The organism is Cyanobium sp. Aljojuca 7A6, from assembly GCF_024346455.1.
Lineage (GTDB): Bacteria > Cyanobacteriota > Cyanobacteriia > PCC-6307 > Cyanobiaceae > Cyanobium.
On the sequence record NZ_JAGQCY010000023.1, the window covers coordinates 1 to 14,674 of the forward strand.

The 14,674-nt window shown below is 67.2% G+C and carries 19 protein-coding genes and 1 pseudogene; 15 read left to right on the top strand and 5 right to left on the bottom strand.

Going from position 1 to position 14,674, the window contains the following annotated elements:
- Window positions 1–109 precede the first annotated feature (109 nt).
- Complete coding sequence (locus tag KBY95_RS15105; RefSeq protein ID WP_254966104.1) at window positions 110–406, bottom strand: type II toxin-antitoxin system VapC family toxin; 297 nt, start codon at window positions 404–406, stop codon at window positions 110–112.
- 93 nt (window positions 407–499) lie between these two features.
- On the opposite strand from KBY95_RS15105, the gene KBY95_RS15110 reads away from it, so the two are divergent.
- From KBY95_RS15110 to KBY95_RS16545, 5 genes and pseudogenes are all read left to right on the top strand, one after another.
- Window positions 500–700 carry a hypothetical protein gene (locus tag KBY95_RS15110; RefSeq protein WP_254966105.1) on the top strand — a complete coding sequence of 67 codons (201 nt, stop codon included), beginning with the start codon at window positions 500–502 and terminating at the stop codon, window positions 698–700.
- 346 nt (window positions 701–1,046) lie between these two features.
- Window positions 1,047–1,265, top strand: a complete 219-nt coding sequence (locus KBY95_RS15115; RefSeq protein WP_254966107.1) for a hypothetical protein — start codon at window positions 1,047–1,049, stop codon at window positions 1,263–1,265.
- Window positions 1,266–1,286: 21 nt separating this feature from the next.
- A complete protein-coding gene (locus KBY95_RS15120) occupies window positions 1,287–1,571 on the top strand; it encodes a GNAT family N-acetyltransferase (protein WP_254966161.1) in 285 nt (94 codons plus the stop codon).
- Between the two features lie 129 nt (window positions 1,572–1,700).
- Window positions 1,701–2,054 (top strand): cupin domain-containing protein, encoded by a 354-nt coding sequence (locus tag KBY95_RS15125; RefSeq protein WP_396095035.1) that lies wholly within the window; start codon window positions 1,701–1,703, stop codon window positions 2,052–2,054.
- 87 nt (window positions 2,055–2,141) lie between these two features.
- A pseudogene (locus KBY95_RS16545) lies at window positions 2,142–2,417 on the top strand (GNAT family N-acetyltransferase); the annotation flags it as partial.
- Here KBY95_RS16545 and KBY95_RS15135 read toward each other — a convergent pair.
- Window positions 2,377–2,625 (bottom strand): hypothetical protein, encoded by a 249-nt coding sequence (locus tag KBY95_RS15135; RefSeq protein ID WP_254966109.1) that lies wholly within the window; start codon window positions 2,623–2,625, stop codon window positions 2,377–2,379. The pseudogene KBY95_RS16545 and the gene KBY95_RS15135 sit on opposite strands and share 41 nt — an antisense overlap.
- 87 nt (window positions 2,626–2,712) lie before the next feature.
- On the opposite strand from KBY95_RS15135, the gene KBY95_RS15140 reads away from it, so the two are divergent.
- The 5 genes from KBY95_RS15140 to KBY95_RS15160 all read left to right on the top strand — a co-directional run bounded on the left by KBY95_RS15140 (window position 2,713) and on the right by KBY95_RS15160 (window position 5,078).
- The gene (locus KBY95_RS15140; RefSeq protein ID WP_254966111.1) at window positions 2,713–3,204 is read left to right on the top strand and encodes an AAA family ATPase; all 492 of its coding nucleotides are present in this window, start codon (window positions 2,713–2,715) and stop codon (window positions 3,202–3,204) included.
- A complete protein-coding gene (locus tag KBY95_RS15145) occupies window positions 3,185–3,412 on the top strand; it encodes a dihydrofolate reductase family protein (protein ID WP_254966113.1) in 228 nt (75 codons plus the stop codon). The genes KBY95_RS15140 and KBY95_RS15145 overlap by 20 nt, the downstream gene beginning before the upstream one ends.
- Before the next feature lie 49 nt (window positions 3,413–3,461).
- Entirely contained in the window at window positions 3,462–4,076 is a 615-nt protein-coding gene (locus KBY95_RS15150) for an AAA family ATPase (protein WP_254966115.1), read from the top strand.
- A 148-nt stretch (window positions 4,077–4,224) separates the two neighbouring features.
- Window positions 4,225–4,713 (top strand): GNAT family N-acetyltransferase, encoded by a 489-nt coding sequence (locus KBY95_RS15155; RefSeq protein WP_254966117.1) that lies wholly within the window; start codon window positions 4,225–4,227, stop codon window positions 4,711–4,713.
- Complete coding sequence (locus tag KBY95_RS15160) at window positions 4,710–5,078, top strand: hypothetical protein (protein WP_254966119.1); 369 nt, start codon at window positions 4,710–4,712, stop codon at window positions 5,076–5,078. The genes KBY95_RS15155 and KBY95_RS15160 overlap by 4 nt, the downstream gene beginning before the upstream one ends.
- A gap of 16 nt (window positions 5,079–5,094) precedes the next feature.
- Here KBY95_RS15160 and KBY95_RS15165 read toward each other — a convergent pair whose 3' ends face one another.
- The 3 genes from KBY95_RS15165 to queG all read right to left on the bottom strand — a co-directional run bounded on the left by KBY95_RS15165 (window position 5,095) and on the right by queG (window position 9,527).
- Window positions 5,095–7,563 carry a DNA topoisomerase (ATP-hydrolyzing) subunit A gene (locus KBY95_RS15165; protein ID WP_254966123.1) on the bottom strand — a complete coding sequence of 823 codons (2,469 nt, stop codon included), beginning with the start codon at window positions 7,561–7,563 and terminating at the stop codon, window positions 5,095–5,097.
- A gap of 62 nt (window positions 7,564–7,625) precedes the next feature.
- Window positions 7,626–8,507 (bottom strand): tetratricopeptide repeat protein, encoded by an 882-nt coding sequence (locus KBY95_RS15170; RefSeq protein ID WP_254966125.1) that lies wholly within the window; start codon window positions 8,505–8,507, stop codon window positions 7,626–7,628.
- A gap of 48 nt (window positions 8,508–8,555) precedes the next feature.
- Window positions 8,556–9,527 carry a tRNA epoxyqueuosine(34) reductase QueG gene (queG, locus tag KBY95_RS15175; protein WP_254966126.1) on the bottom strand — a complete coding sequence of 324 codons (972 nt, stop codon included), beginning with the start codon at window positions 9,525–9,527 and terminating at the stop codon, window positions 8,556–8,558.
- Between the two features lie 39 nt (window positions 9,528–9,566).
- Between queG and KBY95_RS15180 the strand changes: the two genes are divergently transcribed.
- From KBY95_RS15180 to KBY95_RS15200, 5 genes are read left to right on the top strand one after another with little or no spacing between them, the layout of a single operon-like run.
- Window positions 9,567–10,217, top strand: coding sequence for an HpsJ family protein (locus tag KBY95_RS15180; RefSeq protein ID WP_254966127.1), 651 nt, complete (start codon window positions 9,567–9,569; stop codon window positions 10,215–10,217).
- Between the two features lie 54 nt (window positions 10,218–10,271).
- Window positions 10,272–11,003 carry a DUF502 domain-containing protein gene (locus tag KBY95_RS15185; RefSeq protein ID WP_254966128.1) on the top strand — a complete coding sequence of 244 codons (732 nt, stop codon included), beginning with the start codon at window positions 10,272–10,274 and terminating at the stop codon, window positions 11,001–11,003.
- Window positions 11,003–11,629: a transcription antitermination factor NusB gene (nusB, locus tag KBY95_RS15190; RefSeq protein WP_254966129.1), complete on the top strand. Its 627-nt coding sequence runs from the start codon at window positions 11,003–11,005 to the stop codon at window positions 11,627–11,629. The genes KBY95_RS15185 and nusB overlap by 1 nt, the downstream gene beginning before the upstream one ends.
- Before the next feature lie 11 nt (window positions 11,630–11,640).
- Window positions 11,641–13,185: a signal recognition particle-docking protein FtsY gene (gene ftsY / locus KBY95_RS15195; RefSeq protein ID WP_254966130.1), complete on the top strand. Its 1,545-nt coding sequence runs from the start codon at window positions 11,641–11,643 to the stop codon at window positions 13,183–13,185.
- A gap of 45 nt (window positions 13,186–13,230) precedes the next feature.
- On the top strand, window positions 13,231–14,640 hold the full coding sequence (locus KBY95_RS15200) for a PP2C family protein-serine/threonine phosphatase (RefSeq protein ID WP_396095036.1): 1,410 nt from the start codon (window positions 13,231–13,233) through the stop codon (window positions 14,638–14,640).
- Window positions 14,641–14,674 lie beyond the last annotated feature (34 nt).

The following is a 14,674-nucleotide window of genomic DNA, read 5'->3' on the forward strand; positions in this document are numbered from 1 at the left end:
CCTTGATCCGCAACGACAGAGGGGCGGGCATCGCGGGGCTCCAGACCAGCATCGGAGCCCTGTTGTCGCGTCCTGAGACCCGCCTATGTAGTTGCGCGGTCCCGCCTATCTAATCGTCGCCGAACAGGCGATCGAAGCAGGCGAAGGTCAGCGGCTGTTCACTGTTGTGATGCAGTTCATGGGCAGCTGCCAGCTGCACACTGTCGTAGCCACGCAAGGCGAAGGCATCAGCAAACCGCCCGGCTGTTTCGACAAGGCTCTGGCTGACCTCGACGATCGCGCAGTGCGGCCAGCTCTGGATCAGTTGCGCGCGGCCCTGATCGAGCATCTCGGCGTCGCCGGGGACCTCGCGCTGCCGGCGGGCCATGCCCGCCATCACCTCTGCCTCCGTGATCGCGTGCTGCATCTGATCGGAGCCAGGTTTCGCTGATCAGCAGCTTGTTAGGCCTATCAGGTGGATGTCGCGTCTCAGCTGGAGAACTCAGCTATAACGGAACTCATGAGCACCCTGGAAGAGATTGAGGCTGCAGTTCAGCAGCTGCCGCCGGCCAAGCGGGCCGAGTTCCGGGCTTGGTTCCAGTCGTTCGACGCAACGGACTGGGACCAGCAGATGGAGGATGACATGACTGCAGGCAACTTGGAATGGCTAGCCAACGAGGCAATCAGCGACAGCAAGGCTGGTCGATGTTCTGAATTATGAGGCATCGGGCCAGCCCACGCTGCTGGGCTTGCTATAACTCACTTCCTTCAGAGGTGAAACTCCAGGCTGATCGCTGCTTCGAATTGCTCAAAGCCGAGCCACGTCATCCTTCGCTCCCTTTCAAGAAGATCGGCAAGTTTTGGTCGGCCAGAGTTGGACTTCGTTTCAAAGCTTTAGCTGTTGAAGCAAGCAGCCAAGACTTGATCTGGGTCTGGATTGGTAGTCATGCTGAGTATGATCAATTGCTTCGTTTGAAGGCCTAACATCAAGATGCATCGGTCGGGGAGCCAAGCATGCCTGTTCAATGCAACGAGCTATCGCCCGCCGCTGATCTTGAGCGTTTGGCATGCTGTCTGCTGAGGAGGAGGCGATGAGCGAGGTCGTCATCAGACATCTAGAGCTGGACGACTATCCACCGATCATCTCGGTTCTTGATGAATGGTGGGGTGGTCGGCCGATGGCCGCAAGGCTCCCCAGACTCTTCTTCGTCCACTTCAGCTCCACCAGTTTCTCCGCCGTAGAGGATGGCCAGATCGTTGGGTTCCTCATCGGGTTCGTTTCGTAGACCTTTCCCGACCAGGCCTACATCCACTTCATCGGCGTGCATCCCGCGCGTCGTGGAGAGGGGTTGGGGCGCCTCCTCTATGAGCATTTCTTTGCCACGGCTGCCTCGGTTGGCTGCCGCACTGCTCAATGCTTGACCGCTCCGGTCAATCGCCAATCGATCGCCTTCCATCGTCGCATCGGCTTCTCTCTCCTTGACTCCGACGACAAGGTCGACGGCCTGCCCGTCGCTGTGGGCTATGACGGGGAGAGTGAAGACCGCGTGATCTTCATGATGGATCTGGATACCCTTGATACCGTTCAGTGATGCTCAACATCAAGATTGAACTGAGAATCGGCTGACTCGCGTAGCGTTTACCCGCCAAGTGGTCGGCCTCCAAGAACAGCTGGGCTGCCATTGTTGCTAAAACTCGCCAAACCCCGTTCCATCGAGACCATGATGAGCCCGGAGCGTTTATTCAAGGTCACAGATTTCCTCCGACCCGCAGACGGTGAGCCCATTCGCTCAGTCATCACCGAGTCGGCTGATGCCGTGGTCGTTGCTTGGTATGTCAAGCCCGGCCAGCATATCTCGGCTCATGTGCATCCTGATGGCCAAGATACGTGGACCATTCTTTCAGGTTGCGGCGAGTACCGCCTCAGTTCTAACGGGGAGTCGATTGCCATAGCCAAGGGAGATGTGCTGGTTGCCCATCGCCGAGACGTTCACGGTGTTCTTAACACCGGGCAAGAACCGCTTGTCTTCGTGTCCGTCGTCTCTCCCGCAGCATCGGGCTTCCAGCCGGTGTAGTTCATTATGAGCAAGATGCCTAACATCAACCACAACGAAACCCGTGATCTCCGCATGGTCGATCCGTGTCCCCGGCTCCACTGACGCTCCAGCGCTCCGCCAGATGCTGGGGCTCTTCAGCGACGCCTCCATCGCTGTTGCCGCTTCGCGGCAGGCCAGGTTGTCGGCGGCCTGACCGGTTACGTCCTTCCCAAGTTTGAGCAGGAGCGCAGCGAGTTCTTCATCTACGATTTAGCGGTCGCGGCGGAGTTCAGGCGCCAGGGCATCGCCACCGAACTGATCAACACCATCAAGCGCATCGCCCAGCAGCGCGGCCTCTACGTCATCTTCGTGCAGGCGGACTACGGCGATGACCCTGCGGTAGGGCCATCCGCAGTTGCTGCCAATCCTCCCCATCCAGCCCAGCGAGGTAGGCACGGCAACCGCACCAGCGCTGGCGCCGCGGGATCAGCCCGCCGAAACCGAAACGGCCCACCGTCAGCCCCAGCCAGTAGAGACGGCCGCCGATGCCGGCCGCCACCGCCGACTGGGAGCGGCAGGGATTCGCCGTGGAAAGGGAATTGGTGGCCAAAGCCGGCAAACTGGTGAGCCCCGTCTGGCTGCTGCACCGTTCTCTTCAGGCGCATGCGATGACAAGCGTTTCAAGGAGGTCTGATTCATGAAGGTCATCATTCTTGGTAACGCCGGGGCCGGAAAGAGCACCCTGGCCAGGAAGCTGATCGCCAGGCAGCCGGCCGCCCGGTTATCGCTGGATGAGGTCGCATTTCAGAGTGGAACCGAACGCCGTCCCCTTCAGGACAGTGTCGAGGCTGTGAAACGTTGGATCTCGGAGCAGGACAGCTGGATCATCGAAGGCTGTTACGCGGACATCCTGGAGCCCGTCCTGGGCTGTGCCGATGAACTCATCTTTCTGAATCCTGGGGTCGCTGCCTGCATGGCCCACTGCCGCTCAAGACCCTGGGAGCCCGAAAAGTTCAGCTCCCGCCAGGAACAGGATGAGAATCTCGACAACCTCCTGCAGTGGGTTGGCTCCTACGACACCCGTGCCGATGACTATGGCCTTGCCAGGCACCGGACACTGTATGAATCCTTTGAAGGGAAGAAGCGGGAATTGTGCCATCCTGAAGCGTATGAATCTGTCAACTGGTGACGATTCCCAGCAGCTTTCTTATGTCCACCAGGTGCTCCATGCCACGCCCCATGAGCTCGTGTCGCAAACCGCGCAAGTAGGCCACCGCCATCTCTACATCGATGGCGGACGAGCCATCCAGGCCTTCCTGAGGGCTGGCCTGATCACCGAGCTGACGATCACCGTCATCCCGATGCAGATCTCGATGGCATCATCGCAGCTCCTTTGAAGTCAAGGTGCATACTAAGGGAGTTGAATGATGCCAGGCTTGATCTCCCATGCGTATCGCGATTTCCGGATCCCACTCCCTGGGTAAATCCACCGTGGTCAACGACTGGGTCGCCTCTCAGCCAGGTTTTCGCAGGGAAGAAGAGCCCTATCGCGCTCTGGGCCTCTTCGGCCCTTATGAGATCAAGTTCCGAGAAGCCTCAACCAGGCTTCAGAACGGCATTCAGCTGTACTACAACATCTCTCGAATCCATCGTTACGCCAGCAGGTCTGATGATGTGATCTTCGATCGAGCCCCGGTCGATTATCTCGCCTATTCGCAATACACCGCCAACCAGGCCACCACCGACATCGACGACGCCTTCGTGGCCTCGATGGTGCCCGCCGTGAGGGAGTCGCTGGATCATCTCGATATTCTGGCTTTCGTACCGAAATCTGAGACCTGGCCCGTGGCCATGGAGGAAGATGGCATCCGCCCCGTGGATCATGCCTACCGTGACGACGTGGACGCGATCTTCAAGGAGATTTATCGCGACGGTCGCTTCGATGTCATGCCCCAAGAGCAGGCGCCACGGCTGATCGATTTGATCGGGCCAGCAGAGCAACGGCTGGACCAGCTCAAGAACGCCATCCGTGCCCTTCAGCAGGACCGCAGGTCTGCCTGATGGAAGACGCGATCACATTCCCCAAGCGGCCATCCCCTCTCTGGAGACGTGGGTCCAGGCGATGGCCAGGGAGTCCGCCGCTGGGGCCGGGGGCGCAGGCGTTTACGGTTGTCTCTGACTGAATCTCCCCCCGTTGTGGTGAGGTTGTGTGCACGAACAGCCCCTGACGGTTCGCCGAGCGACGGACACGGACGTGTCGCTGCTGGCCCGGTTCGGCTTCGCCCTCGGCCAGCTTCATGTCGGCTTTGATGGCGAACGCTTCGCCGTGCCGCCCGGTGGCGAGGGCGCCTATGCGGCGTTCTTCCGGGCGGAGCTCCAGCGTCCGGAGGTCGTGCTGCTGATCGCCGAGGCGGGTCCCCAACCCGTTGGCTACGCCTTCGTGCGGATGGAGCCGATGAGCCTGGTGGAGCTGCGTTGTGCCGGAGCCTGGCTGCACGACATCTATGTGGATCCCCAGGCCAGGAGCGGCGGGATCGGCCGCCGGCTCCTCGAGGCGGCCAAGGAGGAGGCCCTCGCCCTGGGCTCCAGCAGCCTGATGCTCAGTGCGTCGTCGCAGAATGTCGCCGCCCGGAAACTGTTCGAGCGCGCCGGACTGCGCCCGACCATGGTCGAGATGCGGATCGAACTGGGGGCGTGAAACGGGAGCTCCCCCTCAGCGACGACGGCGAGATCGAACGGCTGGTCCGCGATTTCGAAGCCCTGTCCCTTCCCCGTGCCAACTGGACGCACCGCGCCCATCTTGCCGTTGGGGTCCACTACGTTCGCCATCGGGGCCTGGATGGCGCCCTGCAGCAGATGCGGCAGCGCCTCCAGGCCTACAACCTGGCCTGGGGCGACCCTGACGGTTACGACGAGGCGATCACGGCCTCCTATCTCTGCAGCATCGCTGCTGATATCAGCGCTGATGACCACACGGTCAGCATGGCCGAACAGGTCGCTCGGCTGGAGAAGCGATGGCCTTCTGGGATAACCCCGCCGCCACGGCCACCGAGCCCGTGCTGATCGTCCGCCGACCGGCCTAGGGCCCGCCGATCAAGGGCACCAGCTGTTGCACCGCATCGCCGGCCTTCAGGGCCAGCAAGGTGCCTGAGCCGCCGCAGTCTTCCAGGGCCAACTGCTCGGCCTTCAGCCGCAGGCTGCGGCCATCGCCGCCCTCCAGTGTCACACCGATCACCGGGGCGTCGCCCGCCTGCAGGTCCACCAGGCCGTCGTCGCGCTCCAGGAAGCGCAGCCCGATCTGGCCCATGGCACCCCGCTGGCAGGGCCGCAGGCTCTCGAGTTGCAGCCGTTTCACCTGGCCGCGGCGGCTGGCCAGCAGCACATCGCCGCCGGCGGCTGCCCGCGCCGCCCCCACCACCCGTTCGCCGGGCAGCAGGCGCAGCAGCATCGGCCCCTGGGCCGTGCGGCCCAGCACCGGCAGGTTGGTGTCGTTGATCGCCAGCCGCAGCACCCGTCCGGTGCTGGTGGCCACCACCAGATCCTCTCCCTCCTGGCAGGGCACCACCCGCTGCAGCGCCACCCCCTCTTTGAGCTTCAACACGGTGGCGGGCCGGCCCGACAGCTCCAGGAAATCCTCGATCGGCAGCCGCTTGAAGCGCCCGTCGGTGCTCAGCAGCCCCAGGCTGCCGCTGGCGGGCTGCGGCAACGGCAGCACCTGCACCACCTGCTCCCCCTGCAGGCTGTCCGGCAGGAAGCGCTCCAGCTTGCCGGGGTGCTGGCCGGCGAATTCCCAGCGCAGCAGCGCCACCTTGCCGCCGGCACTGAAGGCCAGCAGGGCCGGTTGCTCGGCCACCGGCAGGATCAGCCGCGCTGGTGGCGGCAGCTCCCCCAGTTCAGCGGCGTCATCGAGGTGCAGCCGCCCCAGCACCTGGGGCGTCACGATCCTCACGGCGCCATCGGTCTGGATCAGCAGCCGGCCATCGCCGGCCAGGGCCTCGAAGGCCTGCTGCCGCTGCAGTTCGGTGTTGGGCCGCACCGCCGCCGCCCGCTGGGCCACCAGGGCGTCGCCGCCCTCCACCAGGCGGGTGCGGCGTGGCGTGGCATAGCGCTTCTTCAGCCCCTTGAGCTCGCTCACCATCGTGTCGAGCAGGGTGTCGCGGTCGTCGAGCAGGTGCCGCAGGCGGGTGCGTTCCTGCTCCAGCTCCGTCGCCTCCTTGCGCAGCCCCTCCTGCTCCAGGCCTGTGAGCCGCCGCAGCGGCATGGCCAGCACTGCATCGGCCTGCCGCTCGCTCAGGTCCAGGTGCACCTGCAGGCTGGCCCGGGCTGTGGCGGCATCCCGTGCCTCGCTGATCATCGCGATCACCCGCTTGAGGTCGTCGAGGGCCTTGGTCAGCCCCTGCACCACCTCCAGCCGGTCTTCGCAGCGTTTCAGGGCATGGTTGGTGCGCCTCAGGATCGTCAGCTCCCGGTATTCCAGGAACCGCAGCAGCAGCTGGCGCAGGTTCAGTTGCTGGGGCTGGCCGTTCACCAGCGTCAGCAGGATGGCGCCGAAATTGCTCTGCAGGGCCGTACGCCGCTGCAGTTCCTCCAGCACCTTCTGGGGCTCGGCATCGCGCCGCAGTTCGATCACCACCCGCATCCCGTCGCGGTCGCTTTCGTCGCGGATGTCGGCGATGCCGCCGATCTTGCCGTCGTTGACCTGCTCGGCCAGCTTTTCGATCCAGCCCGCCTTGCTCAACTGGTACGGCAGTTCCGTCACCACCACGGCGCCGCGACGGTGGCGCCCCTTGCCGGGCTGCACCTCCTCAATGTGGGCCACGCCCCGCATCGGGATGCTGCCGCGTCCGGTCACGTAGGTGTCGCGCACGCCGCTGCCCAGCAGCACCTCACCGCCGGTGGGGAAATCCGGGCCCGGCACCATCGCCAGCAGCTTTTCTTCTGCCAGATCGGGCTTGCGGATCAGGGCGATCAGCGCCTCCACCACCTCGCCCAGGTTGTGGGGGGGGATGCTGGTGGCCATGCCCACGGCGATGCCGGTGCAGCCGTTGAGCAGAAGGAAGGGCAGCTGGGCCGGCAGCACCGTCGGCTCCTGCTGGGAGCCATCGAAGTTGGAGGCGAAATCGACCGTGTCGCTGCCGATCTCATCGAGCATCGCCTCGTTGGCGATCGGAGCCAGCCGGGTTTCGGTGTACCGCATCGCGGCCGGTGGATCATCGTCCACCGAGCCGAAGTTGCCGTGGCCATCCAGCAGCGGGTGGCGGCTGGCGAAGGTCTGCACCAGCCGCACCAGGGCGTCGTAAACCGCCTGGTCACCGTGGGGGTGGTATTTGCCCAGCACGTCGCCCACCACCCGGGCGCACTTGCGGTACGGCCGGTCCGGGGTCAGCCCCAGCTCGTGCATCGCGAACAGGATGCGGCGCTGCACCGGCTTGAGGCCGTCGCGCACGTCCGGCAGGGCTCGCCCCACGATCACGCTCATCGCGTACTCGAGGTAGGAGCGCTGCATCTCCTGATGCAGGGCGATCGGTTGGACGCGCTCGTCCGGCATCCGGTCCTTGATGTCTGCGGCTCAGGGCGCTCAGCCTACAGATGGTGCCCGTGGCAACCCGCTCAGGAGTCGTCGCTGCTGCCACCGTTGCCGTCACCGGCGGTGGCATTGGCCTGGGCCCGCTCCACCGCGGCCTTCAGCTCCGGCAGGGCCAGCAGCTGGGAGGTCACCGCCCGCAGCCGCGGCCCCCACAGCTGCTCCTTCTGGAAACTGTCTTTGACGTAGTTGGGCTCCTCGGCCAGGGCGCTTTCGGCCAGCTTCAGGGCCTGGGCCCGCTCCGCCGGGCCGCGCTCGAACAGGGCCGCCGCCAGGGCCAGGGAGGTTTCGGCAATGTCGGCCTTGATCTTCAGCACCCGCTGCCAGCGGCCGATGGCGTCGGCGGTACGGCCGCTCTCGAACAGCACCAGACCCTGGTTGTTGATCGCTTCCCAGAAGTCCTTGCGCAGCCCCGCGGCCTTCTCGAACGAGCCCAGAGCCGCGTCGCTGTTGCCCAGCAGGATCTGGGCATTGCCCAGATCGAAGTAGGCACCGGCGTTCTTGCCGTCCAGTTCAATCCCTTTGCGCAGCAGGCCGATGGCCTCCTGGGGCTTGCCGTTGCGCAGCGCCAGGGAGCCTTCGGCGAACCAGATGCCGGCGTTGTTGGGATCCAGCTGCTTGGCCCGGGCCAGGGCCACCACCGCCTTCTCCATCTGGTTGCTGCGCAGCTCCGCCTCCGCCAGCAGCACCCAGCCGCGGGGATCGTCCGGCAGCAGCCGCACGGTCAGCTCCGCCAGCCGGGCGGCGTCCTCCGCCTGGCCGAGGCGCAGCAGCCGAGCCGCCGCCTGGGCGATGCCCAGCCCCGCCCCCTCCAGTTCCTTTTCCTGGGGCAGGTACACGAACGGCACCAGCGCCTTGGCCGGAGCGGGGAGCACCGTCAGTGGCAAGGCCAGGCACAGGGAGGACATCAGTCGCCAGAACCGCCGGCCCACGCAATCACCCCGAATCGCCCCAGCCTAGGGAGCCGTCCCCCGTTGTCCCCCATCGCCCGCCAGCGCCGCCCGGATGTTGCGCCGCCACATCGCCGGCCGGATCCGCCGCAGGGCCGAGGCCCGCAGCCGTTCGTCCCAGTCGCCGTCGCTCCAGTCCAGGGCTTCCTCGCCGCGCAGATCCAGCAGCCACGGGCGCGGCTGCACGTCCGCGTCCGTGGCGATGGGCAGGGCCTGGTGGTTCCAGGGGCAGACCTCCTGGCAGATGTCGCAACCGGCCACCCAGCTCTGCAGCCGACCGGCAATGGCCGCTGGCAGCGTCTCGGCGCGGTTCTCGATCGTGTGATAAGCCAGGCAGCGGCGGGCATCCACCACGAAGGGCTCGTCGAGGGCGCCGGTGGGGCAGGCGTCGATGCAGGCGGTGCAGGCGCCGCACAGAGGTTCGGCCGTGCGGTCGGGCTGCAGGTCGAGGCTGGTGAGCAGGTGGCCCAGCAGCATCCAGGAGCCCCGGCGGCGATCGATCAGGTTGCCGTTCTTGCCGATCCAGCCCAGGCCCGCCTCCTCCCCCCAGGCCTTGTCGAGCAGGGGCGCACTGTCGACGCAGGCCCGCCAGCGAGCGCCCGGCGCGGCCTCCTCCAGCCAGCGCCCCAGCTGCCGCAGGCGCCCATCGATCACCCGGTGGTAGTCGCGCCCCCAGCCGTAGCGGGCCACCCGCAGGCTGCCCGGTGCCTGCTCCCGGCCAACGTGGTAGTTCCAGCCCACGGCCAGCACGCTGCGAACCCCCGGCAGCAGCGCCTCGATCCGCTGGCGGCGCGGGTCGTTCATCCAGCCCATCCCCGCCTGGTGGCCCGCCGCCAGCCAGCGTTCCAGGGCGGCACTGCGCAGCGCCAGCCGGGGGCCCCCCGGCACCGCCGCCAGGCCCACCGGAGCGAAGCCGAGGGCCTCGGCCCTGGCCCGCAGGGCCGCCGCCAGGGCGCCAGGGGAGGAGGGGCCTTTCAAGGGCTGTCGGTAGAGTCCCACGAATCCGACTCTCCCTGAGTGGCTGCCGTTTCCTCCTCCCGTTTCAGCCCGCTGCTGCGTTGGATGGGCCTCACCCTGGTGGTGTTGCTCGTTCTGCAGCTGGTCGCCGTCCTCAGTCTCTGGGACTGGGAAGAGGAGGCGTTCCGCCAGCTGGTGGTGGAGCGACTGATCAGCCAGGCCCCCATGGGTCTGATCGGTCTGCTGCTCATGTACCTCTCCTCCCGCCTGGAAGACCAGTCGGAGGGGCGCACGCCCGTCCTCTGGACGGTCTGCATCATCAGTGGTCTGCTGGCTGTTCTGCTGACCGCCTCACTGCCGATCACCTTCGGTGGTGACCAGCAGATGCAGCAGCAGAACGACCAGCAGATCGCCGCCAAGCGCGGCCAGCTGGAGATGGCCCGCCAGCAGAGCAAGGATCCCGCCCTGCTGCAGCAGCTGATCCGCCAGGCCGAAGCCACCGGCCAGGTGCCCCCCGGCGCCACCGACGCCCAGAAGACCCAGTCGGCCCGGGCCTTCATCGATCGCCAGCTCGACCAGCTCGAAACCCAGTTCAAGCAGACCGAGCAGACCGGCAAGGTCACCCTCAGCCAGCGTCGCTATGGCGGATCGCTTGGCGCGGTGGTGCTGATCATCGCCTTCACCATCCTTTGCCTCGGCAGTGTCCTGTAAGACCCCCGTGGATCGTTACCGTTAGGGTTTCGCCCCCCCGGACCCCTTCTTCCATTGGTCCCATCCAGTAGTCCCAGTTCCGACCAGCCCCTGGGCAACCGGCTGCAGCAGGATCTCAAGAACGATCTGATCGCCGGCCTGCTGGTGGTCATTCCGCTGGCCACCACGATCTGGCTCGCCACCACGGTGAGCCGCTTTGTTCTGGCCTTCCTGACGTCGATCCCCAAGCAGTTCAACCCGTTCAACACCCTCAACCCCCTCCTCCAGGACCTGATCAATCTGGGGGTGGGCCTGCTGGTGCCGCTGCTGGGCATCCTGTTGATCGGTCTGATGGCCCGCAACATCGTCGGCCGCTGGTTGCTCGAATTCGGTGAGGGCACCCTGCTGCGGATCCCCCTGGCGGGCTCCGTTTACAAGACGCTCAAACAGCTGCTGGAAACCTTCCTGCAGGGCAACTCCAGCCGCTTCCGGCGGGTGGTGCTGGTGGAGTATCCCCGCGAAGGGCTCTATGCCGTGGGCTTCGTCACCGGTGTGCTGGGCACCGCCATCCAGGCCGATTTCGGCGAGAAGATGCTCAGCGTCTTCATTCCCACCGCCCCCAACCCCACCACCGGGTGGTACGCGGTGGTGCCGGAGCGGCTGGTGAAGGATCTGGAGCTGAGCGTCGAGGATGCCTTCCGCACGATCATCTCCGCCGGCATCGTCAGCCCCGACGAGCGGGAACCCAACTCCAACCGCAGCTTCGCCAGCCTCCTGGCCCAGCTGCGTGCCCCCCAAACCTCCTGATGCAGAGTCGCACCCTTGCCCGTGAACTGGCCCTGCTGATGCTGGGTCAGGTGAGTGATCGCGGCACCGGGGCCGAAGTCCCCACCGGCTCTTTCGATGTGCTGCTGCAGCAGGCCGTCACCACCCTCAGCCAGCACGTGCGCGAGGCCCTCGACCGCTCCGCCGAAGATCTGCAGCAGGCCCAGCAGCGGCTGCTCGACAGCGAGCTGCAGGACCAGGGCGAGAAGCAGCTGCCCACGGTGCGGCGCCATCTGCAGGAGGGACTCACCCACGCCGAGCAGGCCCTCAATCGCCTTTCGGCCGGCCTGGAGCTGCCGCGCCTGCTCCTCCTGGCCGACCAGGACGCCGTGCGGCTCGATGCCATCGCCCGCACCAGGGCGGTGCTGCGCGACCGGGAGGGCCTCGACGGCCGCATCGATGCGGTGATGGAAGGCTGGCGCCTCACCCGCCTGCCCCGGGTCGACCGCGACATCCTGCGGCTGGCGGTGGTGGACCTCGAGGACTTCGCCACACCCCCCGCCGTGGCGTGCAACGAGGCGGTGGAACTGGCCAACCGCTACAGCGACGACCAGGGGCGACGCATGATCAACGGTGTGCTGCGGCGCTTCACCGCCGCCCGGGTGTAGGCAGGAACGCGATGGTCTTCGATTGGTTCAAACGGACGCTGGCCCAGCCCGCCCCGGAGCCCGAACCGCTGTCCGAGCCCCAGCTTGAGCCGGAGCCCGAAGCGGTGGCTCCTGCTGAGGCTTCGGCGGCCCCGCCAGATCCGGTGGAGGAACCCGTGGCGGCTCCCACTCCCGCCTCGGCCCCTGCAGCTCCGGCCGGCTCTGGCGTCGATGAGGACGCCCTGGCCTGGGCGCGCCAGGCCTATGCCCGTCTCAAGGCCCAGCAGGAGGCGGCCACCCCGGTCGCCGCGTCCGAAACCACGCCCGAGCCCGAGTCCGAGCCGGCACCGCCAACGCCCGAATCGGCCCCGCCAACCCCCGAACCTGAGCCCCCTGCCGCCCCGCCTGCGGGTCCGGGCCTGTCCCTGCTGGAGCAGGCCGCCGCCCGGCGCCAGCAGCGCCTCCAGGAGGTCACGGCCCCCACGGCGCCGGCCGCACCAGCTGTCGAGGCCACCGCCACGGCCACCAGCACGGCCCCCCCCGCCGATGCCGCCGACCCCAGCCTGGGGGCCTTCGATGCCACCTTCACCTGGTCGGCCGAGGTGCTGGCGGCCCAGGGGCGGCGCGCCGAGGAGGTGTCCCTCGAGGAGATCGACTGGCTGGGGCGGCTGCGCCGCGGCCTGGAGAAGACCCGCAAGGGCTTCGTCACCCAGCTGCTGGAGAACCTCGGCGACGATCCACTCACCCCGGCGGTGCTGGACGACCTCGAGTCGACCCTGCTGCGCGCCGATGTGGGCGTGAAGGCCACCGACCAGGTGCTCGAAGCCCTGCGCCGCCGCCTCAACGAGGAGGTGGTCGATGCTGCCGAAGGCCTTCGCTTTCTCAAGGAGCAGCTGCGCGGCCTGCTGGACGCCCCCATCCGCGCCGGCGACACCGCCATGCTGGCCCCCCAGCGCGACAAGCTCAACGTCTGGTTGCTGGTCGGCGTCAACGGGGTCGGCAAGACCACCACCCTCGGCAAGCTGGCCAACCTGGCGGTGCGCAGCGGCTACAGCTGTCTGATCGCCGCCGCTGACACCTTCCGGGCCGCGGCGGTGCAGCAGGTGAGCGTCTGGGGCGAGCGCAGCGGCGTGGCGGTGGTGGCCAACCCCAGCGCCAATGCTGACCCGGCGGCCGTCGTCTACGACGCCATCGGCGCCGCCCGCTCCAAGGGCACCGAGCTGGTGCTGGTGGACACGGCCGGCCGGCTGCAGACCAAGCACAACCTGATGGAGGAACTGGGCAAGGTGCGGCGCACCATCACCAAGCTGGCGCCGGAGGCGGTGGTGGAGTCGCTGCTGGTGCTGGATGCCAGCCAGGGCCAGAACGGCCTGCGCCAGGCCATGGCCTTCGCCAGTGCCGCCGGTCTCACCGGGGTGGTGCTCACCAAGCTCGATGGCAGCGCCCGCGGCGGCGTCGCCCTGGCGGTGGCCTCCGAGGCGGGGCTGCCGATCCGCTTCATCGGGGCCGGCGAGGGCATCCGCGACCTGCGGCCCTTCAACAGCTTCGAGTTTGTCGAGGCGCTGCTGGCCTCCTGAGACTCGCCTGCCGCTGCTACCTTGCGTGTCCTTTGCGGCCGCTCGGTGAGCAGCCTGCCGCCCCCGCAGCCTCTCTCCACCTCCACGGCGCCCCCGATTCCCGATCGGGGGCCGTCGGTCACGGCTTCGCTGCGCCAGCTGCTCGACAGCCTCGGCCGCGAACAGCGACGCAACCAGGAGCTGCTGGCGTCGCTGTCATTCGCCCTGCGCAGCTACACCAACCTCAAGCGCTTCCTCGAGCTGGTGCCCCTGGTGGCCGCGCGGCTGGTGGAGGCCGAGGGCAGCCTGCTGGTGGTGTTCCATGCCGATGGCCGCCTCTGGCGCGAGCAGCTCCAGGCCACCGCCGGCGAACGCAGTGCCGAGGTGCTGCGCCAGCTGGCGGCCTTGCCCGATGGTCAGCTCCACAACCAGGAGGGCGATGAGGCTGTCGCGGTGCAGCTCGACCCCCTGGTTCAGCGCCTGCTCGGGGCCCAGCAGGTGGTCGCCACCTCCGTGGTGGCCCGCAGCCGTCAGCGGGGGCGGTTGTACGTGTTCAGCGGTCAGCGCGGCTACAGCTGGAGCGACGTGCGCCGCCGCCACCTCCAGCTGGTGGCCGACCTCACCGGCGTGGCGCTGGAGAACGAGGTGCTGCAGCAGGACCGGCGGCGCCATGAGCGTCTCGACCGCCAGCTGAGCATCGGGGCCGAGGTCCAGTCCCAGCTGCTGCCCGACCACTGCCCCGTGATCGACGGCGTCGAGCTGGCCGCGCTCTGCCGTCCGGCCTTCCAGGTGGGCGGTGACTACTACGACTTCATCCCCACCCAGCCCCAGCTCACGGGCCACCGGCGCGAGCAGGCCCCCTGGGCGCTGGTGATGGGGGATGTCATGGGCAAGGGGGTGCCGGCCGGCCTGCTGATGACCCTGCTGCGGGGCATGCTGCGGGCCGAGGTGCTCAGCGGCCTCCCCCCGGATCGCATCCTCTACGACCTCAACCAGCTGGCCCAGGAGGACCTGGCCCACTCGCACCGCTTCGTCACCCTCTTCTATTCCGACTACGACCCCCGCACCCGCCTGCTGCGTTACGCCAACGCCGCCCACAACCCGCCCCTGCTGTGGCGGCGCCACGCCGGCCGGGTGGAGAGGCTCGACACCCCCGGCCTGTTGATCGGTCTGCAGAGCGAGGCGGAGTATGGCTGCGGCGAACTGCAGCTGGAGCCGGGCGATGTGATCCTCTATTACACCGATGGCGTCACCGAAGCCAGTGGCTTCAGCGGCGAGCGCTTCGATGAGGAGCGGCTGGTGCGGGCCTTCGATGCGGCCTGCCGGGCGGCCCATGGGGCCCAGACGATCCTGGATCGGCTGTTCCAGCGCCTCGACCGCTTCGTCGGCAGCGACCGCCGCCTGGAGGACGATGCCTCGATGGTGGTGCTGAAGGTGCGGGACGGGGTGGTGCTGCCCTCCCTGCCCCCGACCTGAGACGAATGGCAAGCTGAAGGGCTGCCCGGAACCC

Bases quoted from the DNA above. Each gene is read 5' to 3' on its own strand.
- nusB (WP_254966129.1), top strand. From the start codon at position 11,003: ATGCAGAGTCGCACCCTTGCCCGTGAACTGGCCCTGCTGATGCTGGGT.
- KBY95_RS15105 (WP_254966104.1), bottom strand. From the start codon at position 406: ATGCAGCACGCGATCACGGAGGCAGAGGTGATGGCGGGCATGGCCCGC.
- KBY95_RS15125 (WP_396095035.1), top strand. From the start codon at position 1,701: ATGATGAGCCCGGAGCGTTTATTCAAGGTCACAGATTTCCTCCGACCC.
- KBY95_RS15145 (WP_254966113.1), top strand. From the start codon at position 3,185: ATGAATCTGTCAACTGGTGACGATTCCCAGCAGCTTTCTTATGTCCAC.
- ftsY (WP_254966130.1), top strand. From the start codon at position 11,641: ATGGTCTTCGATTGGTTCAAACGGACGCTGGCCCAGCCCGCCCCGGAG.
- KBY95_RS15150 (WP_254966115.1), top strand. From the start codon at position 3,462: ATGCGTATCGCGATTTCCGGATCCCACTCCCTGGGTAAATCCACCGTG.
- KBY95_RS15110 (WP_254966105.1), top strand. From the start codon at position 500: ATGAGCACCCTGGAAGAGATTGAGGCTGCAGTTCAGCAGCTGCCGCCG.
- KBY95_RS15170 (WP_254966125.1), bottom strand. From the start codon at position 8,507: ATGTCCTCCCTGTGCCTGGCCTTGCCACTGACGGTGCTCCCCGCTCCG.
- KBY95_RS15115 (WP_254966107.1), top strand. From the start codon at position 1,047: ATGCTGTCTGCTGAGGAGGAGGCGATGAGCGAGGTCGTCATCAGACAT.
- KBY95_RS15140 (WP_254966111.1), top strand. From the start codon at position 2,713: ATGAAGGTCATCATTCTTGGTAACGCCGGGGCCGGAAAGAGCACCCTG.
- KBY95_RS15165 (WP_254966123.1), bottom strand. From the start codon at position 7,563: ATGCCGGACGAGCGCGTCCAACCGATCGCCCTGCATCAGGAGATGCAG.